The following is a 25,172-nucleotide window of genomic DNA, read 5'->3' as shown; positions in this document are numbered from 1 at the left end:
CTGCTATGCCACCAGATACGGAATCGTCATTGTTGCGATCATCGCTATGACAATCACCATAATCACGATGGCTATGATTCTTTTTACCCTTCTGTCGTTAAAATTCATATCTTCCTACCTTCTTTTTTCCTTCAGTTGATTTGTTATATTTTATACTCTTTACAGTATTTTTGCAAGAAACAGTCATGGCATTTCGGGCTTCTCGCAGTACAAACCGACCTGCCGAACGTGATGATCTGAATATTGTAGAGTATCCAGTGTTCCTTGGGCAGCTCCTTCATAAGGTCCTGCTCTATCTTTTCAGGATCCTTGTTCTTCGTCAGCCCAAGCCTGTTCGATATCCGTTTTACATGCGTATCCACGACCACGCTCGGCTCGTGGTATATATTGCCCCGGATGACGTTAGCCGTCTTTCTGCCGACCCCGGCGAGCGAGACGAGATCTTCTATATCACGGGGCACTTCTCCTGCGAACTTATCCCGGATATCCCTCATACATGCAATAATATTCTTAGCCTTGTTATGGTAGAACCCTGTCGGCTTTATATCCTGCTCCAGCTCTCTTAAATCGGCATCTGCGAATGCATCGACGGAAGTATACTTTTTAAACAGCCCTTCTGTCACGATATTGACACGGGCGTCTGTGCACTGCGCGCTCAGCATCGTAGCGACAAGCAGCTGCCACGGAGATTCATGATTGAGGTAGCATACAAAGTCTGTTCCGTACTGTGCATCCAGAATCTCCAATATCTCTTTTGTCCTTTTCTTCATCTGTCCTTCTCCACATCTTCTGCATACGTCTTTTCATTACATGTCTATCATACATGTTCTTGCCTCGCCGTTCAATGGATTTCTTTGCATATAGTCGAACAATACCGTCTTTTTGAGGCATGTAAATCTTTCCAGATGTGTCATCTTTCGCATCTGGTTCCTGTCGAACGCCTCATATCCTATTAGAAAATGACGCTCTTGCTCCTCTTTTTCATAGAATTGCCTTACCTCTTCCTTCGTAAGCACATAGGAGCCGGCAAATTCCGGCCTTGTCTTGGCATTTTCCCTCAGATAATAGTCAAAGGTCAGCAGGTCCCGATAGTATTCTGCCTTCTCCCTGCACCATTCAGTAATAAAATCTAATAAGATTCCATAGCGGGCACTACGCTTGTGCTGTACGTCCATATGGTTATGTTCCACGTAATATCCCCTTATCCTGTCATACATCTCGAACGGCGAACCGAACTCTTCTTCCAGGCTTCCAATCGTCCTCGTATACTGGCCGCTGTTATAGTATACCTCTACCATCTCTTCGATGCCCTTAAGGCGCAGGATATCATCATATGTTATCCAGTCTGTATACAGTACTTCATAACAGGGCTTACTTTTATGCACCAGTCCGTATGCCTCCTTCTGCCGTTCCATCCAGGAACCTTTCAGAACTTTAAGGAACCCGAGCTGGAGCTGTTCCGGATGAAGGGCGTATACATCGTCAAACGACCTCCCGAAGCTGTCCATATCCTCATACGGCAGTCCGGCAATCAGGTCCAGATGCTGATGGATATTGCCGTAACCCTGGATTCTGCGGACGATGTGCTTCACCCGTTCATAATCCATCGTCCGCCTGATCTCCTCAATCGTTCGGGGATTCGTAGACTGGATTCCTATCTCCAGCTGGATAAGTCCGGGACGCATCTTCTCAAGCAGCTTCAGTTCTTCTTCTGTCAGCAAGTCGGCAGCCACCTCAAAATGAAAGTTCGTGATTCCATTGTCATGCTCCGTGATATACGTCCATATGTCCATCGCATGCTTGTGGCTGCAGTTGAACGTCCTGTCTACAAATTTCACCTGGGGTACGCCGGCATCCATAAAAATCTGCAGCTCCTGCTTCACCAGAGCCGTATCCCGAAATCGCAGCTTCTTGTCTACAGAAGAGAGGCAGTAGCTGCATGAAAAAGGACACCCTCTGCTGGATTCATAATATACGATCTTATTCCGAAAGCCTTCCATGTCCCGGTATACGAATGGCACGCTGCTAAGGTCCAGCACCTCCCGACACGGATTTTCGACGATGCCGCCGTCACGTCCTCTGTACGTAATCCCATTTACCGGGCCAAATTCATCTGCTGCACCAGAAAGACCTTTTGTACAGTATATGCAGCACAGCTCCGTGAACGTCTCTTCACCTTCGCCCCGCATGACCCCGCTGACTTCCGGAAGGCGTCGGAGCACGTCCGGCGTATCATAAGACACTTCCGGCCCCCCGAGCCATATATGTGTGTCAGGGCATATTTTCTTCAGCTCCCTGACCATATCTTCCACGTATGCTATATTCCAGATATAGCAGGAAAAGCAGATGACATCCGGTTTCCTTCTATATATATCCATGAGTATCTGATCCGGCTGCTGGTTCACCGTATATTCCGCAATGTCTGTCTCAGGTGCAGCGCCGCCCTCCTGCGGCATGTAATAAGACTGCGCATATGCCCTCAGGCTATGCACAGCCAGATTGGAATGTATATATTTTGCATTAATTGCAGCCAGTAGTATCTTCATCTTCTTTCTCACGCTTCTTCCCATTAAAGACTCCCAATATAATAAGAATGATTCCCGTCACGCCGATACCGGCCACGGCCAAATAGTTCCACAGACGGCCGCTTTGATCCCCTCTTTCACGTGCGGAGCCTGATCTTGGAGCCCCTTCCTTTTCTTGTTCCATGACGGCAAGCTCCTCAAGTACCACATCCGCGATAATCTGCTGCCCTTCCTGTGTCGGGTGCAGTCCGTCCTTTTGTACATGGCTGCTGATTCCCGCCTCGTTCAAGTCCACGGTATGGTAACTATATTCATCCGCATGGGCCGCTATGATGCTGTTCATCTTGCCAATGATACTATCCACCACCATCTCAAGTGTCCCGGGCATCCCAAGGCCGGTTGTCGGATTATAGATATCGGTGGCGACAATCATAGCAGATTCCTTTGCCTCCCCGGTAATCCCGTCCATCATCGTGCAATAGCTCTCCTCAAACGCATCGTAATCCCACCCTGCTATCGCCCTGACCGCCTTAAGCACTGTAGTGGGATGGGCTTTCATCTCCGCGTTCAGCATCTCCATTGCATCGCTGATATTCCAGAATCTCTCTTCCCTTCCGAGCACATCCTGGCATGCCATCTTGAATGCGTCAATGAGGTCGTTCGCCCCAATCGTAACTGTAATGATATCTGCATTACGGATGTGTTCCAGAACCTCTTCCTCCTGAAGCTTTGATGCGTTGAACCGTACCGTGCTTATACCGTTTTGGGCAATATTGTCCAGTTCTACGGGTACTCCTTTATCCCGGGCGTATTGGCGGCGTACGAGCTCGGGGTACGGAGAGATCTCTGTGTCGTCACAGGAATATCCATTCGGTATGCTGTCGCCGACAGCCAGATAGTGGATTTCCTGTGGCTGCTTGGCACGCACTTGTGCCGTACAGCAGGCCGCTATAGATACAGATATCATAACAGAAGCAGTAATTTTAGTAAATGTAGCTTTTATCTGTAACATACTCCTCACCTCAATATCATTATACCATACTTGCCACGCAGAGGTTCATTTTTTCACAAATACAGCCGTACACTTCTGTTCCTGATTGACATTTTCTGCAAAACACGTTATAATATAAGCTCGTGCAGCCGGGGTGTTAGCGGTACCTTGTACCTGCAATCCGCTATAGCAGGGGTGATGTTACGCAGAGGGCAAAGATTTGTAAAGCTGCCCTTGACAAGTGGCGTTGAGGCTTGGGTCTTACGCGACGGAAATCTGTGAATTGTGTCAGGTCGGGAACGAAGCAGCACTAAGCAGAACCTTCCGGGTGCCGTAAGGGTGCCTGGGCTGAGTTAACTGTCAAGGTAACGTTTATGGATTTCGTTCGAAGCGTAACGCACGAAAAAAAATATCTCAATGTATTGTCTTCTTATACATTTTTCCCATTAAAACAGCATTTTTAACAATATCGGCACATTTCCATGTTATACTGTATTTTAATCGCTATAAATCAGCAGGAGGTATCTATATGGGAACGTTTGAATTCAACGGTGAGAAATACAGGCAGGCATCAAGGCATCAAAAGGAATGGGGCAGCAGGCTCATGGCAGGACTAAAGCTTAATGGCAGTGAAGCGATACTTGACCTGGGCTGCGGAGACGGAGTCCTGACGGACCAGCTGGCTCTGCTCGTCCCGGACGGCCGCGTTGTCGGGCTGGATGCCTCCGAAGGTATGATTCAGACCGCAATGCAGTATAAAAAGGATAATTTAGATTTTATACACATGGACATCAACAAGATGGATTATACGAATGAATTCGACGTCATATATTCAAATGCGGCACTGCACTGGGTGAAAGACCACGTCCGGCTTATCCGTAACGTCTACAAAGCTTTAAAACCAGGTGGAATCATACAGTGGAACTTTGCCGGCAATGGAACGACAGAAAATTTCATACATACCGTACGTGCTCTCATGAAAGACGACATATATGAAGAATATTTCCAGGACTTTGACTGGCCATGGTTCATGCCGGATAGAGCGGGATATGATAAACTCATCAGTCACGGTGGCTTTTCCAGCGTATATGTAGAAGAGGAAAATGCCGACAGGTATTTCACCGATACAGATGAAATGATTAGATGGATAGATCAGCCCTGCATCGTTCCTTTTCTTCAGTGCATACCCGCTGAAAAGAAAGACCGGTTCAGGCATGATGTTATCCAGGCAATAATCCGTAAGACAAAACAGCTCGATGGTACGTGCTACGAGACCTTTCGGAGGATAAAAGTACACGCGGTAAAATAATAATTTCAAGGAGGACCGGAAGGGTGATATGCCCTTCCGGTCCTCTGTGCGCTGCCACGACAGCTCACATAATCAATTTTCCTTTTTCTTCTTCGCCTGTCTGAGTTCTTTAAAAAACGACTTCATCATGCCGCTGCATTCCTCCTGGCAAACGCCGGTCGTAAGCTCTGTCTGATGGTTAAAGCCTTCTGTCTGCAATACATTCAGTACAGAACCCGCACATCCTGCCTTCGGATTCATACATCCGACTACGACCCGGTCCATCCTGGACTGGACAATCGCCCCGGCACACATGGGGCATGGCTCCAGCGTCACATACATCGTACATCCCTCCAGCCGCCAGTCGCCTATCTTCCTGCTTGCCTTGCGAATCGCCGTAATCTCTGCATGGGCCAACGTATTCTTATCCGTATTCCTCCGGTTGTAGCCTCGTCCGATAATCTTGCCTTCATATACGATTACACAGCCGATAGGCGTCTCGTTCAAAGCATACGCCTTCCTTGCCTGCCTGATAGCCTCCTTCATAAACTTTTCATCCATACTGCCCATTTGGGTACACCCCTTTCATCATTTAGGTACAGGCCATATGTCAATTGGGGACGTAACCCTTTTGAAGTTTACTACGTCCCCAACTTGACTTTTATCTTCTTATATGACGGCACCAGTAGCCAAATTCTTCTTCGTCATTTCTTTCATTTCCATCCAGGTCGACATTCAGCTTTTCAGCTTTTATGAACTGCGGAAAACCGAAAGCCTCGGCGGCTTTCGCCTCTTTCGGATGGTATATGCCCGGCACTCCGATCCATATGTTCCCGTCTTCCTCTATGATGACGAGGTGATGGTAATTGTAGTACCCATGGAGCAGGAAGCTGTTATTCGACAGTCTCCATTCGCAGCGTGGCAGATGCACGATATCCTGCCGCTGTATCTTTGTACATTTTTTGCTCTGCTTCTGACAATCCGGTTCCGGCCTGACAGGTTCCGCCTCCCTGCACGGGCTGCACGCCATACGGGTCCTGCATTCCGTCTCGGTCACTTCCGTCTCTTCCAGTGCCTCCATCTGCACGAATCTTGTGGATTCTGCAACAGCTTCTGATTCTTCAATGCTGCCGGATTCTGCGGCCTCTTCGTCAGCGGCCTCCATCTCTGAGACATCTGTCTCTTCTCCGGGAAAGTTACGGGCTGCCTCCCCGCGTTCCGGCTCCGCAGGCATCCCGCCGGACGGTCCTTCTTCCTCGTGTACCGGCTCCGGCATATCATAATCCATATCCATATTCGGTGCAACCGGCTCCTCCGATACTTCCGGCATTACTTCGGGCATCTCCTCTGGTATATCTTCCGGCATTTCCCCTGGCATATCTTCCGGTTCCGTCCCTTGCGACAGGTCTGCAGGCGTCCACAGGCGCATCTCGTTCACATTCACAGGCATGTCATCCCACACCGCGGCATATTTCCGGTGCGAGCTGTTCTCCATGATGATTCCCTCTATCAGGTCATAATTACATGGTTCACCGACATCCTCCTTCGTATACCGCAGCTGATAGTTCACCGCAGGATTCACATTATCCACTGTCCCCTGCGGCAGTCCGATACATTCTTTCTCTTTCTCGTAGAAGAGATATATGGTCAGCTCTTTTTCTCCTTCAAGCCGAAGACCTTTTCCGTGTATATGTACGATGCATTCGTCGTCGCTTTGGTCCACTTTCACGAAACCAACGTTCCGCATTCTTCTTCCACTCTCGTATTCATACAGATAGCGTATAAAACGTTTCAACATTTCACTCCCATTCGTAGTCCATTTATCACAATCTATTCCGAATGGAAGTAAAAAATGTTAAATAATCGCTTTCAGTTCCTGATAAAGTCTCTTGGCATAGCTGTCCGTCATACCGCATATATAGTCTGTCACAAGCAGAAGGCGCAGATACAGCCTCTCGGCGTCAGACTTTCCCTGTGCATGGTAATGGTACGCATTCTTATAATTGCTGGAGATGAACGATACCATACGCATATCTATGGAATTCAGATTCTGCCCGGGAACGTCATAATGTATCACGGCCGTCACGAACTTATCCATCAGATAATCTATCATGGCGGCTTCCGCCACTTCCATCCTGTAGATGGCCTCTGAAGTAAACACCTTTCTGTATGCCATATCACCGAGCAGATCCATCAGCTTTTCTGCAAAAGTATCGTGGAACAGGTCATGTGTATAGCTGCCCTCCATAATCGCTTCATAATTAGAAGTGAACCCGCACGTTGCACAGCTGATGAGAACTCCCTGCACACGTACAATCCAGTTCTTAATCGCGTATTCTTCCGGATCCTTCACATGCCTTTCCTTACCTCTGCGGTATAATCCCTGAAGCTTCTCCGCCGGTTGGAATGCAGACTGCGTCGCATCCGGGTAACGCTCCTGCAGCTCCTTAAGTTCTTCAAGCAGCCCATGGTATGTGATAAAGCCCTTGATGAACGCATCCTCAATATCCGCAGTCTTGTACGCGATATCATCCGCTGCCTCGAGGATAAATGTCAGCGGATGTCTCAGGCCGTTCGTACCAGTCTGGGCCGCAATCTCTTCAAACATGTCTTCGTCCGCAAAATAGTATCCCATCTTCTTGTCTTTGATATTGCCCGACTTTTTATTGATGCCGACAGAAGAGACCGGATATTTCACAATCGTGTTAAGCAGCGCATATGTCAGGTTCATTCCCTGCTCATCCACGAGAAAATGTAGTTTTGTCACAAGGCGGAGTGCCTGCGCATTGCCCTCAAAATTATAAAAATCCTGACGCATCTGTGGAGTCAGCACCTCTTCTATGGGCCGGCCGTTGTAGGCAAGCACAGGAAGCCTGCGCTCAAACCATTCCCGTATCGCAGTCTCGCCGAAGTGTCCAAAAGGTGGGTTGCCTATATCATGGATAAGACCTGCGCACTGGAGGATATTGCATATGTCTTCCTTCATGCCGGACGTGAATCCGGAGTCTTTCTGATTTACAAGTATATTTTCCCCGATATTCTGTCCAAGCGACTTTGCAAGTGACGACACTTCGAGAGAATGCGTGAGACGCGTACGGATAAAATCACTCTTGTCCAGCGGAAATACCTGCGTCTTGTCCTGCAGCCTGCGAAAAGACGCACTTCCGATAATCCGGTGATAGTCCTTTTCAAATTCGCTCCTCAAATCTGTAGATTTCGAATATTTATTTGAAGCTCCACGGCTTCTTTTCGTTGATAGCAGCTGTTCCCAGTTCACTGTCCTCACACTTCCCTTTCCGATTGCCTTGCGTCAGTCCAGATAGATTGGAGGTTCATAGTCCTTGCCAAGCAGCGCCTTCTTACGCTCCTGATAACCTAGGAAGGCCCATTCCGTCATATCTGTCCATGCGTGATCTTCCCGGTCATATACCTGCACATAGCCAATCCTGTTCGGGTGCATCCGTACGCTGTTCGTCTCATACTCGCGCCCTGTATATGGGTTCACGTCCCCATTTACCCGATCTTCGTCGTCATATTCCACTTCGGGCTCCACATACATCTCATCCATGGCTTCCTCGCCATCGTAGTCGACGTAAGATGCATCCACATCTTCCATCTCTTCCGCCTCTTCCTCAGGCCCGGCATCCATATACGTCTCCTCCTGATCTGCATATGATGCCGTCACGCCGAAGCCATCCTCGTCATCTTTCGATTCTATCTCACCTGCGGCAGACTGTTCCGGCTTCTTCCTCCGCCTCTGCAGATATGATATCCAGCCGTGGGATTTCTTGTCCTCCTGCTCCTGTAATCTGTCGCGCTTATCCCCTGCGGTTCTTTCGTTTCCTTCCGCCTCCAGGGCCGCCACCTCCTTAAGCAGCTCCTCCACCGGTGTATCCAGTGGCGCAAGCTCCCCCGTCTCTTCTTCAATCAAGGCATCCAGCTCCTCATGTATCTCTACGAGTTCCCCGATTGTAATATCACGCTCCGGTACCACAGGCTTGGCTATCTTTTCCTCTTCCTTTTCTTCTTCCGTTCTGGCTTCCGGCTTCCGTTGAGAGGTCGGTTTCTTTTCTTCTTTTTTATTGTTAGAGGCTTTTTCCAGACTGTCTTTCTCTTCAAGGATGCTGAGCGTAAACGGGCATTCTAATATATCCGCTATCATACGCATGTCCTGTTCCTGAAAATTATCTCGTCCCAGCCTCTGAGTCAGATTCTGACGTGACATCTTCTTGCCCGTGCGTTCCTCTATAGTTTCTGCGAGTTCCTTGATAGTCATTCCCTTGCGACTTAAGATTATTTTGACTTGCTCCCCAAATGTTAGATCCAGCATGACTTGTCCTCCTTATTTAATTTGTAAAAATATACTCACCCGATAGGTCTTATCGTTTGCATGTAAACTCATATGTTTCTTCATAAACCTATGCTTTTCCCTTTTTCATTCTAACAAATTGGCGAAAACACGTCAACTGTATGATGTCTCCTTTTCCTATTCGTTTAGGACGAGCCTGTCATTACATTTTCTCACGATATTCTCATCTATCTTCAGCACTTCCCTGTCGTACGTATAGATTCCGTTTACCTCCTCCTCTACATCCGACAGCTGTGTGTATATCACCGCTGACAGCCCCTTGCCGACAAGGGGCTCCACTCCCCGCTTCATAAGCGCGGCATAACCTTTCCCCAGCTCTCCCCTGCTTCCGTAGATCCGGTACCCATACAGGCCCGGGTACATGCTGTGTCCGTCCGACTTCCAGCAATACCCCCCAAATTCGGTTAGCGCATACACCCTTTTCCCGGGCCGGACTCTCAACGGGAAGAAGTAGTTATGTACGCTTCTGAAGTCTCCGCCGCCCTGGTCAAACCATCCGCTCGCCTGATCCAGAAGCCGTGTCGCATCTTCCCTGCGTGCAATCTCTGTCACCGCATTGGCATCGAACTGCCCCCAACCTTCATTAAAGATTACCCAGACGACTACGGAAGGGTGGTTGTACAGCGTGTGGATCGTCTCTTTCATCTCCTGTATGAATCTGGACCTGCTCTTTTCATCCCGTCTTCCAAGCAGACGGTAGCACCGGTCCTTCGGCCTTATATGGAACAATTCCATGGCTGTGGCCGCATAGGTGACATACGAGTGCCGGTAAGGCTCTCCTCCGCACACCATGTCCTGCCATACGAGCATGCCGAGCCTGTCGCAGTGGTAATACCACCTTTCCGGTTCTATCTTGACATGCTTTCTCAGCATGTTGAATCCAAGTCGCTTCATCTCCTTGATATCAAATATCATGGCCTCATCCGTCGGTGCCGTATACAGGCCGTCCGGCCAGTAGCCCTGGTCCAGCACCCCCTTCTGGAAATAAGGGCGGTTGTTTAAAAACAGGCGCAGAATGCCATTCTTGTCCTTTTCTGCCGATATCTTACGCATGGCAAAATAGCTGTCTGCCTCATCCTCACCCATGCAGATATGTATCCGGTACAGATAAGGGTCTTCCGGACTCCAGCTGTGTACATCCCTGATTGGTATGCGGATGGGCCGGTTCGTCCATCCTTCTACTGTAAAGTCCTGCCCCTCGTCAGAACTTACGGTGACAGTCACTCCGCTCTCTCGCCGGGTCCCAACCAGCACCTCTGCCTCCGCTTTATCATACCGAGGTGTAATCTTCAGCCTGCGTATGAAATGTTCGGGTACCTGCTCCATCCAAACGGTCTGCCAGATGCCGCTCTGTGCCGTATAAAACATGCCGCCCCGGTCCAGCTTCTGTTTCCCTCTGGCCAGATAAGCACGGTCGCTGTAATCCTGTATACGCACGGTCAGCTCATTATCCGTGTCACGGAGCATATCTGTCACATCCGCCGAGAACGGCAGATATCCCCCCACATTCCTGGCCGCCGGCCGGCCGTTCACCGAGACAGCCGCGCACTGGTCCGCCGCCCCGATATGCAGTATCCATCTCTTGCCTTCTTCCTTCTTCACTCCGGCAGGCAGCTGCCTGCTGTACCACAGATATTCCCCCGGTTTCAGCTGCCGCCCGACACCGGACAGCGCAGCTTCCGGAGAAAAGGGCACAAGTATCTGTCCCTGGAATTCCTCCGGTCTTTTTCTGTCATCGGTAAATGCATAATTCCATACTCCGTTCAGGTTCACATAACTCTTTCTTCTAAGCGACGGTCTCGGGTACTCTGTAAGCACGCTGTCTCTGTCGACCTTATCCGTCCACCTCGTCTTCAGCTGTTTCATCTACATTCCCCCTTTCCGGCAGCATACGCGTTAAATCGACGATTTCCACCGCGTCTGCGATTTCTTCCCCTGTGGTACAAACCGCAATCTTTGCGCTGATTCCTTCTATATTATATTCCCGATACCGGAACCTCTCCTGAAATGCATCCGGCTGGCTTAGAAGAACCGGCCTGTCATCTTTATCGAAACCAATCTCAAACTGGTCCATGCCGAGCTTCATTCCGAGCCTCGTCGCTTTCATGAAGCTCTCTTTGAGCACCCAGAAACGATAGAACAGCTCCGCCCTGTCTTCCGATTCCAGAAGTTTTTCATATTCACTCTTTAAGAAAAACCGGTGTGCTACGCCCATTTTTGCCTCTCCCACCATCTCTATGTCGCATCCGGCCCGGACGGCACCGGCCGTATCGCTGAGTACGCACAATACGTAGCATCCGGAATGGGACAGGTTGTAGACGTGTGACGCGTCAGCCCCAGTCTCCCTTCTGGCTGATTCAAGCAGGAGCCATGCGCCGATGCTCTGCGCTTTATTCTTCTTATGCTTTATCCGTTCTGCCTTGTTCCTCCGCCATTCAGGCACAAGTGTGCAGCAATGTTCATACGCGTCTGGTTTCAGCAGCGGCGTAATATCCGCAAGATATGTCCTGATCATCTCTCATACAGCCTCTCTCTATAAGTCATATATATTGTACAGGTCCAGTATCCGCCCATACGTCAACTTCCTGCCGAGCAGTTCCTTATACTCTGCCGATTTGTTTCTTCCGTCTCCTTTGAGAATCTCCATCCTCTTTAGAATCCTGTCATATTCTGCCCTCACCGCCTCGTACATCGTTTCAAACGCTTCCAGCCTTTTCTGCTTTTCCCTGTCCATATTATCCCTCCCGTCTCCTTTATTTAAGCCAATTGTACCACACTTCACAGGCTAATTTTAAAATATTTGAAAAAGATATTGACAACTTTATATGAATGCGATAGTATTAATCATGATTTCACACTTTAAACAACTAAAATTTTACAGTGCGAATATATCACCGTGTAAAGGCGTGTAGATCCAGACGCATTATTTATAGAAACCGGAGGAAAAACTATGATTATCGTATTAAAGCCAAACACCAGACAGGAAGATGTATCACGCGTGGAACATCTTGTAAAACGGCGGGGACTTGATACCCATATCGTCGTCGGACAGGAGATGACCATTATCGGTTGTATCGGCGATACAACGAAGATAGATGCCAAGTTATTTGAAGTAGATTCTTCTGTCGATAAAGTAATGCACGTCCAGGAACCGTATAAGCTGGCCAACCGGGCCTTCCATCCTGAGGACTCCGTCGTGGACATATCGGGCGTGAAAGTCGGCCGGGGACACCTCGCCCTGATTGCAGGCCCCTGTTCCGTAGAGTCCGAAGAACAGGTTCTGGAGATTGCCTCAAAGGCGAAGGAGTCCGGTGCGAACCTCTTAAGAGGCGGCGCGTTCAAACCGAGAACGAGCCCTTACTCCTTCCAGGGCATGGGGCTTGACGGGCTCCGGATCCTGTGCGAGGCAAAGGAGGCCACGGGGCTTCCGATTGTCACCGAGCTCATGTCCCCGGACCATCTTGATATCTTTAACGAAAAAGTAGACTTGATCCAGATCGGGGCCCGTAATATGCAGAACTTCGACCTGCTCAAGCAGCTTGGACAGCTCGACCGCCCGATTCTATTGAAGCGGGGCCTGAATGCGACCTATGAGGAATGGATTATGTCCGCAGAGTATATCATGGCATCCGGCAACGAAAATGTCATCCTGTGCGAACGGGGCATCCGGACTTTTGAGACGTATACACGTAACACGCTTGATCTGCAGAGCATCCCTGTACTGCGCAAGCTCACCCATCTCCCCGTAGTCGTAGATCCAAGCCATGCGGGAGGAAAGTGGTGGCTTGTGGAGCCGATGGCCAAGGCAGCTATCGCAGCCGGGGCAGACGGGCTGATGGTGGAAGTGCACAATGACCCCGAGTCCGCACTCTGTGACGGCGCCCAGTCGCTGAAGCCGCAGAAATATGATGAGCTTCTCAGAGAAGTGACCCAGATTGCCAAAGTTATCGGAAAGAACATATAAACAGAAACGGTTAAGATTACGGAGTTATAATATGAAGTTAAATGTAGATCTTGGTGATAAAAGCTATCCTATCTATATAGAAAACAATATACTGGACAGAGCTTCCGACTATATTGGGAAAGTATTTTCCGGCAGAAGGGTTATGGTCATCTCAGACGATAACGTATATCCCCTCTTCGGAGCGCGCTTAAAGAGGTCCTTATCCGGCAGCTTTGACTGTCATGAGCTGGTGCTGCCCCACGGGGAATCTACCAAAGCGTTCAAGACACTTCCGGTCGTCTATTCTGCCCTGCTGAATGCCAGGCTTACGCGAAGCGACCTGATTATCGCCCTTGGAGGCGGAGTCATCGGCGACCTTGCGGGGTTCGCCGCCGCTACATACTTAAGAGGCGTGAACCTTGTACAGATTCCCACCTCTCTGCTTGCACAGGTAGACTCTTCCGTGGGCGGCAAAGTGGCAGTGGATCTGCCTCAGGGCAAGAATCTTGCTGGTGCTTTTTACCAGCCTGCCCTCGTGCTGATAGATCCTCTTGTGCTGGATACCCTGAATGAACGATTTATCAACGATGGCATGGGAGAGGTTATCAAATACGGCTGCATCCGGGACGCAGACCTGTTTCATACCTTGGAGACACACAGCTCTTTTGCAGATCTCAAAGAAGAGCTGCCTGCCATCATCAGCAGCTGTGTAGATATCAAACGGAACGTCGTGGAGCATGATCAGTTCGATACCGGTGAACGTATGCTCTTGAACTTTGGCCACACGCTGGCACATACCATTGAGCAATACTACAATTATGGACGTGAAAGTCATGGGGAAGCAGTCGCCATAGGCATGTACCAGATAACGAAGCTGTCGGAAGAGCAGGGCCTGACCGCTCCCGGCAATGCCGGAAGGCTCCTTGAGCTTCTGAAGCAGTACCGCCTTCCTTATGAGTGCGGCATATCCCTGCAGGAACTCACGGAGGTAATCGAACTGGACAAGAAGAACCTGAACGACAGGCTGAATGTCGTCCTTCTCCGGGAAATCGGCAGCAGCTATATACATCCAACGACCATCGAATTTTTCAAGCGTAACTTGCGGACTATATAAACCATATCTGGAGGTAGATATCATGAGATTAGAAGGAAAGATTGCAATCGTAACAGGAGCCGGAAAAGGAATCGGCAGAGACGCGGCACTTGCCATAGCAGCAGAAGGTGCAACCGTTGCCGCCGTAGCAAGAACACAGTCCGATCTGGATGAGACGGTACGGCTGATAGAAGAAAAAGGCGGGAAGGCCATCGCCCTCTCCAGGGACCTCACGGTCGGAGAGCAGGTACAGTCTATGGTCGACACTGTCGTAGACCAGTTCGGCCGGATAGATATCCTGGTGAACAATGCCGGCGGATACCCGAAGGAAATATACAATACTATTGAACATCAGGCAATCAAAATATGGGAATGGTCGGAAGAGCAGTGGGATCAGATCATCAAGACGAACCTGCGTATTCCATTCCTCTGCATCAATAAAGTCGTTCCTGTCATGATAAAGCAGCGCAGCGGAGATATCGTAAGCGTATCTTCCCGTATGGGTCGCATCGCTTCTCAGATGGGAGCATATGCCGTCGCCAAAGGCGGAATCATCACCATGACCAAGACGACTGCAATCCAGACACAAGAATACGGCATAAGGGCCAACGCCGTATCACCAGGAATCGTAGATACGCCTGGACAAAGAGTCTACAACCACTCCGTCGGTCAGGATGACGCTAAGATGGGGCGTTCCGAAGATGTAGCAAAGGCTATCGTATACCTGCTCTGTGATGCCCCTGCAGTCATGACAGGCCAGTCTATCGATCTGTTTACCACTTTATAATCTTGCATCACGTACAAGCAAATCAGCCGGGGCGGTTTCACACCATACCCCGGCTTTTCTCTGTCTTCTTACCGTACCCATATGTCCGGCAGCTTTATGACATCTCCACCTTCTGCACAGTATGCCTTCTCCGGCCATTCCCCCGTCATGGACAAGATTTCCTGCCTGCTGCCCGTATTCATCACAAGTTCCGCGGACTTGGCTCCGCTCACCGTCACATACCACTCATATGCCTGGCTGGAAGTCATGCACCTGTTTTCATCGTGCAGGACAGAGGCATCCGACAGCATATAGCCGACCGGTGCCCCGTGACCGTGTTTCAACCATTCCTGTCCGTAACCTAGCTCTCGGTACCACGCCTCCTGCAGCCGGAAGATATCCTTAAAAGCTACATTTTCTCTGCTTGCTGCTATGATTTCGGCCTGAATCCGGCATACGGCATCGTATTTCTCCCTGACGGCCTCCGGCACGCTGCCGAAGCAGACCATACGGGCAATGTTGGAATGCAGGCCATATTTACGCAGCACCGGCGACAGCAGTACCGTACGTGTGGCCTTTTTATCCGTCGGCGTACAGTGCCTGTACTTCTCAATCCGCTCATCGCTCCCAACGAGCAGCACATCTACCTCTACGCCATAATCTGCGCACACGTGGAGCATTTCCGTCTTTATCTCATTTTCTGTCATCCCCTGCCGCATACGCTTTGCGGTACGGGCCATAATCATGTCTGTCAGTCTTCCAAGTTCTCTGTAACGTCCTGTTTCCGTCTCCGTCATCGGATATTCCAGTTCATATATGGCCGGTGTGTCGCACGTGCAGCCCGTAAGAGGAATGTCGGACAGGACCCTTTTCCCTTCCATCATGCTCTCTATATGTGCCTCTATTCCTGCAGATTTCCAGTCAAGTGTATGGAAGGTAAAGCCGAGCCCTTTGAGGAGCTCCTCCTGCGCTTTGTCTGCGTCGGCACGCAGGGCCACGGCAACCCTCTCCTTCTGCGTGACTATGAGATAGACGAACCCGTTCTCCTGATTCATTATGACGCCGCTTTCGCCGCCTCCGGTGAGCCACGCAAAGTTGTCTCTCCTTGCAATCACGAGGGCTTCTGTCTGCCGTCTGTCAAGAAGCGCTCCTATCCTCTCCAGCTTGATGTCAAAATCTGTCATCTAACAGCTCCCTTTCCGTGATGGCAATAGACGTCCACACCCATATATTTACCGAGCGCTTCTGCAAGCACATCGGCAGAACGCCCACGGTTCATAGCCACATGGTGTTCGAAGCCGTTGCTGCAGATGTAATCCATCAGAGGCTGAAGGCCAGGAACCCTGCAGATTGCCACGCCTCCCAGCGTGTCAATCTCATCCTCCACAAAACTTCCCTCACCGACATACATCTTCACGCTCCCTTTCACATCATCCGTGGATATCTTTCCATATGTCATCTCTCCCGGTGCGATTACAGTCTTGCAGGCCCCAAAGCAGTTTTCTTTGCCCAGGCTGTTGCCGAGTATATCGAGGCTGCCGATTTCAAAATCTCCGTCGATAAATGACTTGGGGAAATTAGAACAGTGGATGCCGATACACATGTCTCTGTCTTCTCCGAAGCTGTTGTTCCAGTCCAGATATCCGGAAGGCGACCCGCTTGCAAGGTACATGGCATACATGGTCACAGCTCCCATGACATCCACTTCGCATGCCATAGGCATGCCCTCTTCCCCTAGCATGCTCATCGTCAGGCAGGCCGCGCACCCGTAATTGATCTGTAAGGAGTCCCAACACTGAATCGTGCCGGTCCTGCAGTCATTTTCTATCATCCAGTCCCTTACTGTCACATACAGCTTGGCCTGCTTTACTATGTTCTCTTCCTGAACACTCGCTTCCAGCCGCCCGTATGACTTGATCTTGTCCACCACGGCGGCAACATCTTCTGTCATCTCCATCTTCTTTGCCGCAAAGATAATCTCCGACATATCTACCGGTATGACCTGTATCCCGAGCGTCTGGAGCAGCTTTTCCGAATACCTGACGGTCTGGAACGCTGCCGGTCTCGTTCCCATCTGCGCGACGCGCAGCCCTCTAAGGCCGGCTGTAATCCGGCAGACTTTTGCAAAGTTCCTGATATCTTCTGTAAATACCTCACTGCCTATGGCACATGTATGATACGTTGTATTGGTGTATTTGATCCCGTACTGGTTCAGGTTGTTGCATACGGATATCTTACCGCAGAAGGCATCCCTGCGTCCTGCCAGATCCATCTTATCTCTTTCATCGTCACAGGCCTGTACCAGGACAGGTACATGCAGCCCTGCCTTGTCAATGGCACTTACCACTCCTACCTCATCTCCAAAGTTCGGGAGGCATACAATGATTCCCTGTATCTTCTCTGCATTCTTCCGGAACAGTTCTGCGCACTTCTGGGCATCTCCCATCGTCTCTACGAGCCCGTATCTCGTCTCGGACTCATCCAGGCAGATTGCCTCATATCCCATGCTGCGAAGCTTATCCAGTAGCTGCATCCGCCCTTCATAAGCCAGCTCAGGATTGAAAAATCCTCTAGTCGATACAATCACTCCAAATCCCACGTCTGATCTCTTCATCCTCTACACCTGCTTTCTTAATTCTTTTAAGTCTTTATAATCATCTTTTACATGTCGGTAAAGATTCTTATATATATGGTAATACTTCATATATATCTCATGGTTATCTTCAATCGGCTCCATCGGTTCCACGTACTGCGCTTTCTCCTTCGCTATGCTGAAATCTTTCATGTATCCCGTTGCCACTGCTGCCAGAAGGGCGTCTCCATATGGCGCTCCGACCCTGTTCTTCACGAATACGGTCGGCACGTTCAGCACATCTGTTATAATCCTTCTCCAGAGCCTGCTCTTTGCCCCGCCCTCATTCATGACAAGGGGATAGTTGATCTTGATTCCACTTTCTTTCAATATGATAAAGGAATCGTACAGGGCATATGCGACCCCCTCCATCATCGCCCGCACAAGATGCGCTTTCGTGTGATAGAGCGACAGGCCGAACACGACTCCCCTCGCGTCATTATCCCATATCGGCGTGCGCTCCCCCATCAGGTAAGGCAGTACGACAAGCCCTTCGCTCCCCGGCGGTATCCTGCCGGCTTCCATGTTGAGGTAGTCATAGCTGTCAAAATCAGGGACCAGCTCTTCCATCGCCGTCTCAAGCTGCCCAAAGTTCTCTTTCATATATCTCAGGCACTGGCCACCGGTCTGTGTCGTCGTAACCGTAATGTATGTATTGGTACAGTCCGTCGTATACTGGAGGTTGAACATATCCCGGAACTTCTCTTTTGTATTCCTCACGATGCCCATATTACCACATGTTCCCAGGTTCATCTGGATATCACCCACCTCGGTGGCTCCCGCTCCGATCCATCCGGCGTTGCAGTCCACCTGTCCCCCTGCCACTTCAATGCCGGGTACAAGCCCTGCCTCCTTTGCCGCCTCTTCTGTCACTTCTCCTATAATATCCTCACAGCGGTAGAAATCCGGCAGGATGGAGGCGTCGATCTTCAGCCGGTCAAGCATCTCCTCATCAAACCTGTTATGGTCCAGGTCATAGGCTACCCCGTAGAAGATACCTGCGCTGTGGTGCGCAGTCATCTGCCCGGTCAGCTTCATGCGGATATAGCCGTCGATGGTAAGCGCTTTGCAGATACGCCTGTAATCTTCCGGCCGGTTCTCCTTTTCCCAGAGAAGGTTTACAAGGATCGGGTGGTCTTCAATCCGGTTGCCTGTCAGCCGGAAGATTTCATCTGTACCGATATGTTCTTTCAGCCATTTCTCCTGCCGGTCTGCCCTCCGGTCCATCAGGTTGTAGGCATTGTGTACCGGCTTGCCCTCCTCATCAACCATCACGAGCGACGGCAGGGCGGATGACGTACCGATGCCTCTGATATCTTCCGGTTTTATGCCTGCCTTGTCAATGCACTCTTTTATCATTGCACATGTTGCAGGCCAGTAGTCATGCACGTCATGCTCCGAATAATTGTCCTGATTCGTAATAATCTCATACTTCCGGTACGCATAGGCGAGCACGTCTGCCTTCTCATCGATGATGCACACCTTGCATCCTCCGGTTCCATAGTCCAGTCCCATAAAATAATTGTTCATCTTATCCCTCCTATAACACTGTCCGGATCTTCCCCTTTTATCAGGCGGTTTACTTTTTCCATCTGAGCCTCGTCCAGATAACGGGTATTGCCGAGAAGCGTTGAGACCAGATTCGCCTTCAGGAACATCTCCAGCGTCTCCATCATATAGAAGGCTTCGCTTACATCACTGCCTATCGTCAGTGCCCCGTGGTTTGCCAAAAGTATCGTCCGGCACTTTGGATTCTCTGTCATGACCCGGCTCACCTCCCGCGGCACTTCTATCGTCGTAGGCGTCGTATATTCCGTCACGGCGATGCCCTTCAGGGCAAACAGCACTTCCGGCAGTGCCGTCTTGGCAAACGACACCTCTGACATGGCATATCCGGTCGTGACAGGGGGGTGGGCATGTACGACCGCTTTTGCCTCTTCGCATTCCCTGTAGACCGCCAGATGCATACGGATGTCCCTGGCAGGCTTCCGCCCCTCCAGGACATGGCCTTCCATATCCACCTTCGTAACCTGCTCTGGCGTAAGCCTGCCTTTGCAGAAGCCGGACGCTGTTATGAGCACTTCCTGTTCAGACAGGCGGATGCTGATGTTCCCGTCCGTCCCTACGAGCAGCCCTTTGTCATAAAGGAATCTTCCAGCCTCAACGATTTCTTCTTTATGCTGCATCTCCGTCTTACACATACCGCTACCTCTTTTCTGTCTTATTTGTACGCAAACGAGAGCGTAAGATTCCATCGCTCTTTACGCTCTCATTTTAACATTTCTGTTTTTATTGCTTAGCCGGGTATTTTTTAGATAATCTCCAGACTTTTTTTAGAACTTGTTTTTCTTCAGCTGCTCATTGGCATACGACAGCGTCCTTGCATACCGCCCCTCCTGGCCTTGCAGTATGCTGATATATAGTGCCTCTATGATGCAGAGCTCAGGTATCCTCTTCGCCACAGTCTCATTGCACGGGTTTTTCGTAAATGCGGCTGTCCGTATGATACAGTCTGACAGCTTAGCAAGCGTTGATAACGGGTAATTGGTCACGGTGATAATATGGGTCCCTTTTTTTCCTGCCGTCTCCGCAACCTGGCAGAGTGTTCTCGTCTCACCTGAGTGGGAGATGAGAAACAGCACATCGTCCGGTCCCATTCCAGACGCCTCCATAAGCTGGACATCATAGTCAGCGGGACAGATGGCCGTCAGGCCAATCCGCGAAAACTTAAGATATGCGCTGTACGCCACGGTGTAGGCATCCCCTGCTCCTGCGGTCAGGATTTTTCCCGCGTGGATGATATATGCAAGGCACTTATTATACGCTTCGTCGTCCAGCAGCTGCATCGTGTCCTCCAGCGCCTGGGCCGCCACGCAGAATACTCTGCGGATAACCGTGCTTCCGTCCCGGCCGTCCCCGATGTCGCCGTATGGCAGCGGCAGATCCAGTTCTGTCACCGCCTCAGCGGGCAGCAGCATCTGCTTCATCTGCGCATAGCCCCCATATCCAAGCTTCCGGGCCAGCCTGACCAATGTAGCTTCGCTGCATCCCGCCTGCTTTGCCGAGTCGGTAATCGAATGGCAGGCTGCCTGCTGCGGATGTAGAAGCAGATAATCCGCCGCTTTCTTCTCCGCACTTTTGAGCGTATGGTATACTGCATTGAGCTCCACCTGTACCCTATGTGATATTTTCTGCATCTTTCTTTCCTACCCGGGACATCACCGGCTTCATCACATCATAAAGCCCACGGTAGACCCGATACCTTTCATCGTACATTATCCGGCTCACTTCTTCCGGCTTATATGTGATATCCGTGCGGACGAGACGCTGTATCTCTTCCATGCTCCCGTAGAGTCCAATCGCCCTCCCGGCCAGGATTGCCGCTCCAAAGCACGCGGCCTCCCTCACCTTAAGCGTCGTGACAGGCACACCCATGATATCAGCCTTCAGCTGAAGCCCGGCCGCCGAACGTGCTCCTCCTCCGGCACATCTGATATCCCGGATTGGAATGCCGGCCTGTTCCATCCGTTCCATATTAAGGCGCATCTCAAAGCAAAGCGACTCCATTACGGCCTTGGCGATATCATAACGACCGGTCGCCATCGTAAGGCCCAGGATACCGCCCCGCATCTTCAGATCACAATGTGGCGTTCCGCTCCCGTTCAGATATGGAAGCACCATCACGTGAGACGGAGGTTGGGGGAGCCTTCCTATGATGTAGTCATACACCTGTATTCCCTGCTCCTTAGCCAGCCTCGTGTCCTCTCTGCAGTATTCCTCCACGAACCATTTCAGCAGCGCTCCCCCCGTATGGTTCAATCCAAAGGTCGCGTAACGGCCCGGGAACACATGGTTATAGCAAGGATAAAAGCTGTCGAACATGACCTTCCCCAATTTGGGCTGTCTGGATACGGCTGTCAGCACTTCCGCAGTCCCATGGGAATCAAGGGCCATCCCTTCCTCGGTAATCCCGGCGCCTGCGGCGGCACATGTCTGGTCATGCCCGCCTGCAGCCAGTAACGCGCCACGGCTGATACCAAGCTCCTCTGCCAGCGCCCTGTTTATCGTGCCCACAACCGTACCCGATGGCACCGGCGTGCCAAGCTTCCCCTGATCGATATCAAATGCCCCCAGTATATCCTCAGACCATCTTTTCTCACACAGGTCAAACGCCTGCGTCCTTGCGGCCATCGTATAGTCGATGACGATATCGCCGCTGCCGAGCTTACCCATGATAAAGTCAGCATACGTCACGAATTTGTATGTCTTCTCATATAGCCGTCTGTCATGTCTTTTCATCCATAGTATTTTTATAAACGTATTCATGGGGTGCGGCCGCATGCCCGTCCTGGCAAATATTTTTTCTGCCCCCAGCCTGCTTTCACAGATCTGAACTTCTTCGGTCCCCCGGTAATCCATGCCGAGCTGGGCATAGCCGATTGCTGCCCTGTTGCAGTCGACAGGTATGACCGCATCTCCCTGTACGGAGATGGATATGCATCTGATATGCCTCCCTTCCTCTCTGACCGCCTCACGTATGGCCTCCTTCGTCCTGCTCCAGACGTGCTCCGCATCCTGGCAGGCATAGCCCTCCTTCGTATACACGATCCCATATTCCCGGAACGCATATCCTCTTGCCTCACCTTCTTCTGTATATACCATTGCTTTGGCACCCGTCGTACCCACATCAATCCCAAGCAGCATATGTCCACCTCACCTGTATAACATGTCCTGTCACACAATCAATAATAGTAGTTTCTCGTCTCTCTTTCTTGTTCCTCATTGTAAAAATCTGCCCGCACACCCGGAATATAGTTCAATGCCTCATATATGACCGGAAGTATGTCACCGTGGATGCCGACTGCATGATGCACATAAGGGCCTTTTACTATCATCGTCTCTACCTTCGGCCAGTCGGGTATCTCTACCCAGGCATAAGTACCGATTGTCTTGGGTCCTTCTATCGTCTTCGCCCTGCCCATGAGCATTCCATAGTCGCCGTTATCGCCGTCAAACCTTAAGATAGATATCTCCCCTGGCTTCAGTTCTGATACGACCGCTCCCGGACAGTGCTCCGGAAATGCAAATGGCCTGTCAAGCTTGGCCTTCTCCCTCGCAAGCGATATCGGCCATGGGCCGCAGTGCTGCAGCAGCTCTCCATTCTCATGCTCCGGATGCCGCACCGACCAGTCTACAAAAAAGCTCGGCGACTTGCCCATTCCGGCTGCCTGTACCATGATAGCGGTTATCGCTCCATGGATATCTGTCTCGCAGACTACCGGTATGCCCTCGTCAGTCAGGAGCGCATTCGCGCAGCACGGCATTACGTGAAGCGCCTGCTGCAGCGCGTCCCAGCACTGGATGGCAACCGCGTTGCAGCCATTTATCCGGGCAAAATATTTCATCGCTGCCTTAAGTGCTGCTACTCGGCGTACGGAATCCTTTGGAATGCACACCTCCATATGTTCATGGATATAGCGGACGGTCTCTTCCACTTCCACATCATGGGACGCTTCCAGCTCCAGCACTTTATCCGCGAACTCTACCATAGTGATCGGGAACACCTGTATGCCGAACTTCTCCAGCAGCTCACCTTCGTTCACCATCATCGTCCAGAAGTCTGCCGGACGTGTATCTATCTGGAGGATCCTTCCCTTGCGGAACTCCTTGATCACATTGGCTGCAGCCGTAAAGTTCCGGACTCCCTTCTCAAACTGCGGACTGTCTACCCGGCAGTTCGGTACATACGTAAATGGAACCTGCATTCTCCTCAGCACTTTTCCCGTGGCGAACAGCCCGCACTGGGTATCTCTCAGCCTGCTGCCGTCCGGCTCCGGGGCTTCGTCCCTCGGCCCCCATAAAAGGACGGGTACCTTCAGGGCAGCGGCCACCTTGCCGCAGCTGTGTTCCGAGCCAAAGTTGCAGTGAGGGATGAACAAGGCGTCTACTTTGGCCTTCCGGAACTTGTCAATCACCGGTTCCACATCCTCCGCACATCTGAGCAGCCCCTCCTCGTTGATATCTTCTATGTCGATGAATTCTATCTCCCATTCCCTGAGCTTGTCTGCGATGAGCTTCTTATACTTTACCGCATCCTCGGCGCTGAATATCCGCCTTCTTGTCGGAGCGTATCCGATCACTACCTTATTGTCCATAGTCATATTCTCCTTTCTTTTCCTTCCTCATCAGCAGCCGAGGACTTCATCCTGCATCCTGCGCAGCTGCAGCAGTACAGAGCTGTTGTCAAGTTCCACCATGTCATATGTGATGACCTCGTCCTTCTTCACATCTGTTTTCAACACCGCTCCTTTAGCAAGCCCAACGGGCAGCATGTTCCCCTCCCGGGCGGCGCCTGCCAGTTCAATTGACGCCCGGTAGCAGTATTCTCCGATTGCATCCAGCACCTCTCCTGCCTTCATGTCCTTCTTGGCTACAGTGATACATTCGCTTGTAAGATGGTCCATAGGATGCGCCGTCGATTCCCCGTATACGGCTGCCTGTACTGCCGTAATCGGCGTCTCGATGGAACAGAGATGGTACGGACGGTACAGGAGGTAGTTTGGGCCCTCCCCCATGTCTCTCTGTACGAGGCCGTCTTTGATTCGTTTGTTCTCCGTCGTCACGATGACAAATACCCCAGGATTGATATCCCCGATTCCATAGTCCACCACGCCTGCATGTTCCAGGATTCCCCCCTGCTCCTTCAGCGAAAACACCTTGGCCAGCTCCTTTACATTGCATCTTGGCCCATGCATCCCTCTTACATCTGGCTTAAGCCCGGTAGCGTTAGAAACCGCGCACATCTCAATCATCGTCTTTGACCCGTCCACAAATTCGATGAGCATCCTCGGGTTCATCTCCCTCTTTTCTGCTTTTTCCTTCCATTCGGGCATACCGGGATTGGCATAGATGTCCAGCGGGTTGTTCTTTCCTTTCCCCGCCGCAACCACGTCAAACCCGAGCGCTTTGGCGAACCGATACACCTCTATGATGGAACCCGGTTCGTCTCCGGCAGTCAGGGAGTATACGATGCCTGCCTGTTCGCACAGCCTGCGAAGGATCGGTCCGATGGTAATGTCGCACTCCACATTCATCATCACGATGTGCTTCTTATGCAGGATACATTCCATCGTGACCCGGGCCCCCATCTCCGGAGAGCCCGTGGCATCGATAACATTCGTAATCTGCGCGGCGCGCACGGCTGCCTTATAATCCGTCGTCACCACCTTCTTCCCTGAAGCGATGGCGTCTTCCGCCTCTGCGGCCGTGTGCGCTTCTACCACCTCGCATGTGCATCCGGACTGGCGGTAGGCATCTGCGGCAATATCCGTTCTTATATCTACGACGATGTCACATTCGATTCCCTCCATCTCTTCCATCTGCGCCACGATATCCTTGCCCATCTGCCCCGCTCCTATGAGGGCTGTCCTCACCGGCGTTCCGGCTCTCTTAAGCTCTTTAAGCTTCGTGTCAATCTCATACATCTTTCCTGTCCTTCCTTTCTGATCTGCTATCTTTGTCTGCTCTTAAAACTGCATGTCTGGCCTGTTCATTTCCTTCCCTCT

General features: G+C 50.9%; 22 protein-coding genes and 1 other RNA gene. 5 read left to right on the top strand and 18 right to left on the bottom strand.

Annotation, left to right across the window (positions count from 1 at the left end):
* Positions 1-143: 143 nt before the first annotated feature.
* From nth to HJV72_RS04435, 3 genes are read right to left on the bottom strand one after another with little or no spacing between them, the layout of a single operon-like run.
* Positions 144-770 carry an endonuclease III gene (nth, locus tag HJV72_RS04445; protein WP_208069021.1) on the bottom strand — a complete coding sequence of 209 codons (627 nt, stop codon included), beginning with the start codon at positions 768-770 and terminating at the stop codon, positions 144-146.
* A 36-nt stretch (positions 771-806) separates the two neighbouring features.
* A complete protein-coding gene (locus HJV72_RS04440; RefSeq protein ID WP_208069069.1) occupies positions 807-2,546 on the bottom strand; it encodes a B12-binding domain-containing radical SAM protein in 1,740 nt (579 codons plus the stop codon).
* Positions 2,521-3,537 (bottom strand): SGNH/GDSL hydrolase family protein, encoded by a 1,017-nt coding sequence (locus tag HJV72_RS04435; RefSeq protein WP_208069019.1) that lies wholly within the window; start codon positions 3,535-3,537, stop codon positions 2,521-2,523. Before HJV72_RS04435 ends, HJV72_RS04440 begins: the two co-directional genes overlap by 26 nt.
* Before the next feature lie 120 nt (positions 3,538-3,657).
* Between HJV72_RS04435 and ffs the strand changes: the two genes are divergently transcribed.
* Positions 3,658-3,919: signal recognition particle sRNA large type (gene ffs / locus HJV72_RS04430), an RNA gene on the top strand.
* Between the two features lie 126 nt (positions 3,920-4,045).
* Positions 4,046-4,825, top strand: a complete 780-nt coding sequence (locus HJV72_RS04425; RefSeq protein ID WP_208069017.1) for a class I SAM-dependent methyltransferase — start codon at positions 4,046-4,048, stop codon at positions 4,823-4,825.
* A gap of 72 nt (positions 4,826-4,897) precedes the next feature.
* Here the strand turns inward: HJV72_RS04425 and tadA are convergent, their stop codons facing one another.
* From tadA to HJV72_RS04390, 7 genes are all read right to left on the bottom strand, one after another.
* A complete protein-coding gene (gene tadA / locus HJV72_RS04420) occupies positions 4,898-5,374 on the bottom strand; it encodes a tRNA adenosine(34) deaminase TadA (protein ID WP_208069015.1) in 477 nt (158 codons plus the stop codon).
* Between the two features lie 91 nt (positions 5,375-5,465).
* Positions 5,466-6,599 (bottom strand): DUF6128 domain-containing protein, encoded by a 1,134-nt coding sequence (locus HJV72_RS04415; protein WP_208069013.1) that lies wholly within the window; start codon positions 6,597-6,599, stop codon positions 5,466-5,468.
* Between the two features lie 60 nt (positions 6,600-6,659).
* Entirely contained in the window at positions 6,660-8,081 is a 1,422-nt protein-coding gene (locus HJV72_RS04410; RefSeq protein ID WP_117772078.1) for a deoxyguanosinetriphosphate triphosphohydrolase, read from the bottom strand.
* 33 nt (positions 8,082-8,114) lie between these two features.
* Positions 8,115-9,134: a hypothetical protein gene (locus tag HJV72_RS04405; protein ID WP_208069011.1), complete on the bottom strand. Its 1,020-nt coding sequence runs from the start codon at positions 9,132-9,134 to the stop codon at positions 8,115-8,117.
* A gap of 156 nt (positions 9,135-9,290) precedes the next feature.
* Positions 9,291-11,039 carry a glycoside hydrolase family 2 protein gene (locus HJV72_RS04400; RefSeq protein WP_208069009.1) on the bottom strand — a complete coding sequence of 583 codons (1,749 nt, stop codon included), beginning with the start codon at positions 11,037-11,039 and terminating at the stop codon, positions 9,291-9,293.
* Complete coding sequence (locus HJV72_RS04395; protein WP_208069007.1) at positions 11,008-11,688, bottom strand: 4'-phosphopantetheinyl transferase family protein; 681 nt, start codon at positions 11,686-11,688, stop codon at positions 11,008-11,010. The genes HJV72_RS04400 and HJV72_RS04395 overlap by 32 nt, the downstream gene beginning before the upstream one ends.
* 18 nt (positions 11,689-11,706) lie before the next feature.
* Positions 11,707-11,907 (bottom strand): hypothetical protein, encoded by a 201-nt coding sequence (locus tag HJV72_RS04390; RefSeq protein ID WP_208069000.1) that lies wholly within the window; start codon positions 11,905-11,907, stop codon positions 11,707-11,709.
* A 216-nt stretch (positions 11,908-12,123) separates the two neighbouring features.
* On the opposite strand from HJV72_RS04390, the gene aroF reads away from it, so the two are divergent.
* Genes aroF through HJV72_RS04375 form a run of 3 tightly spaced genes read left to right on the top strand, consistent with a single transcriptional unit; the run spans position 12,124 to position 14,996 of the window.
* The gene (gene aroF / locus HJV72_RS04385; RefSeq protein ID WP_117772083.1) at positions 12,124-13,137 is read left to right on the top strand and encodes a 3-deoxy-7-phosphoheptulonate synthase; all 1,014 of its coding nucleotides are present in this window, start codon (positions 12,124-12,126) and stop codon (positions 13,135-13,137) included.
* Between the two features lie 31 nt (positions 13,138-13,168).
* Positions 13,169-14,230: a 3-dehydroquinate synthase gene (gene aroB, locus HJV72_RS04380; protein ID WP_208068999.1), complete on the top strand. Its 1,062-nt coding sequence runs from the start codon at positions 13,169-13,171 to the stop codon at positions 14,228-14,230.
* A gap of 22 nt (positions 14,231-14,252) precedes the next feature.
* Positions 14,253-14,996, top strand: coding sequence for an SDR family NAD(P)-dependent oxidoreductase (locus HJV72_RS04375; RefSeq protein WP_117772085.1), 744 nt, complete (start codon positions 14,253-14,255; stop codon positions 14,994-14,996).
* 68 nt (positions 14,997-15,064) lie between these two features.
* On the opposite strand, the gene HJV72_RS04370 is transcribed toward HJV72_RS04375, so the two are convergent.
* The 8 genes from HJV72_RS04370 to HJV72_RS04335 form a co-directional block, all read right to left on the bottom strand.
* Positions 15,065-16,159 (bottom strand): M24 family metallopeptidase, encoded by a 1,095-nt coding sequence (locus HJV72_RS04370; RefSeq protein WP_208068998.1) that lies wholly within the window; start codon positions 16,157-16,159, stop codon positions 15,065-15,067.
* On the bottom strand, positions 16,156-17,589 hold the full coding sequence (locus tag HJV72_RS04365) for an L-fucose/L-arabinose isomerase family protein (protein WP_208068991.1): 1,434 nt from the start codon (positions 17,587-17,589) through the stop codon (positions 16,156-16,158). The genes HJV72_RS04370 and HJV72_RS04365 overlap by 4 nt, the downstream gene beginning before the upstream one ends.
* A gap of 3 nt (positions 17,590-17,592) precedes the next feature.
* Entirely contained in the window at positions 17,593-19,137 is a 1,545-nt protein-coding gene (locus HJV72_RS04360; RefSeq protein ID WP_208068989.1) for an FGGY-family carbohydrate kinase, read from the bottom strand.
* Entirely contained in the window at positions 19,134-19,808 is a 675-nt protein-coding gene (locus HJV72_RS04355; protein ID WP_208068987.1) for a class II aldolase/adducin family protein, read from the bottom strand. The genes HJV72_RS04360 and HJV72_RS04355 overlap by 4 nt, the downstream gene beginning before the upstream one ends.
* A gap of 132 nt (positions 19,809-19,940) precedes the next feature.
* Complete coding sequence (locus HJV72_RS04350; RefSeq protein WP_208068985.1) at positions 19,941-20,804, bottom strand: MurR/RpiR family transcriptional regulator; 864 nt, start codon at positions 20,802-20,804, stop codon at positions 19,941-19,943.
* A complete protein-coding gene (locus tag HJV72_RS04345) occupies positions 20,785-22,311 on the bottom strand; it encodes an FGGY-family carbohydrate kinase (RefSeq protein ID WP_208068983.1) in 1,527 nt (508 codons plus the stop codon). Before HJV72_RS04345 ends, HJV72_RS04350 begins: the two co-directional genes overlap by 20 nt.
* 38 nt (positions 22,312-22,349) lie before the next feature.
* A complete protein-coding gene (locus tag HJV72_RS04340) occupies positions 22,350-23,768 on the bottom strand; it encodes an L-fucose/L-arabinose isomerase family protein (RefSeq protein WP_442899289.1) in 1,419 nt (472 codons plus the stop codon).
* A 24-nt stretch (positions 23,769-23,792) separates the two neighbouring features.
* Positions 23,793-25,091 (bottom strand): NAD(P)H-dependent oxidoreductase, encoded by a 1,299-nt coding sequence (locus HJV72_RS04335; protein WP_243765512.1) that lies wholly within the window; start codon positions 25,089-25,091, stop codon positions 23,793-23,795.
* Positions 25,092-25,172 lie beyond the last annotated feature (81 nt).

Source organism: Extibacter sp. GGCC_0201 (assembly GCF_017566055.1).
In the GTDB taxonomy this organism is placed as follows: domain Bacteria; phylum Bacillota; class Clostridia; order Lachnospirales; family Lachnospiraceae; genus Extibacter.
The sequence above is the reverse complement of the archived record's forward strand: the minus strand, read 5'-3'. Positions and strand labels throughout refer to the sequence as shown.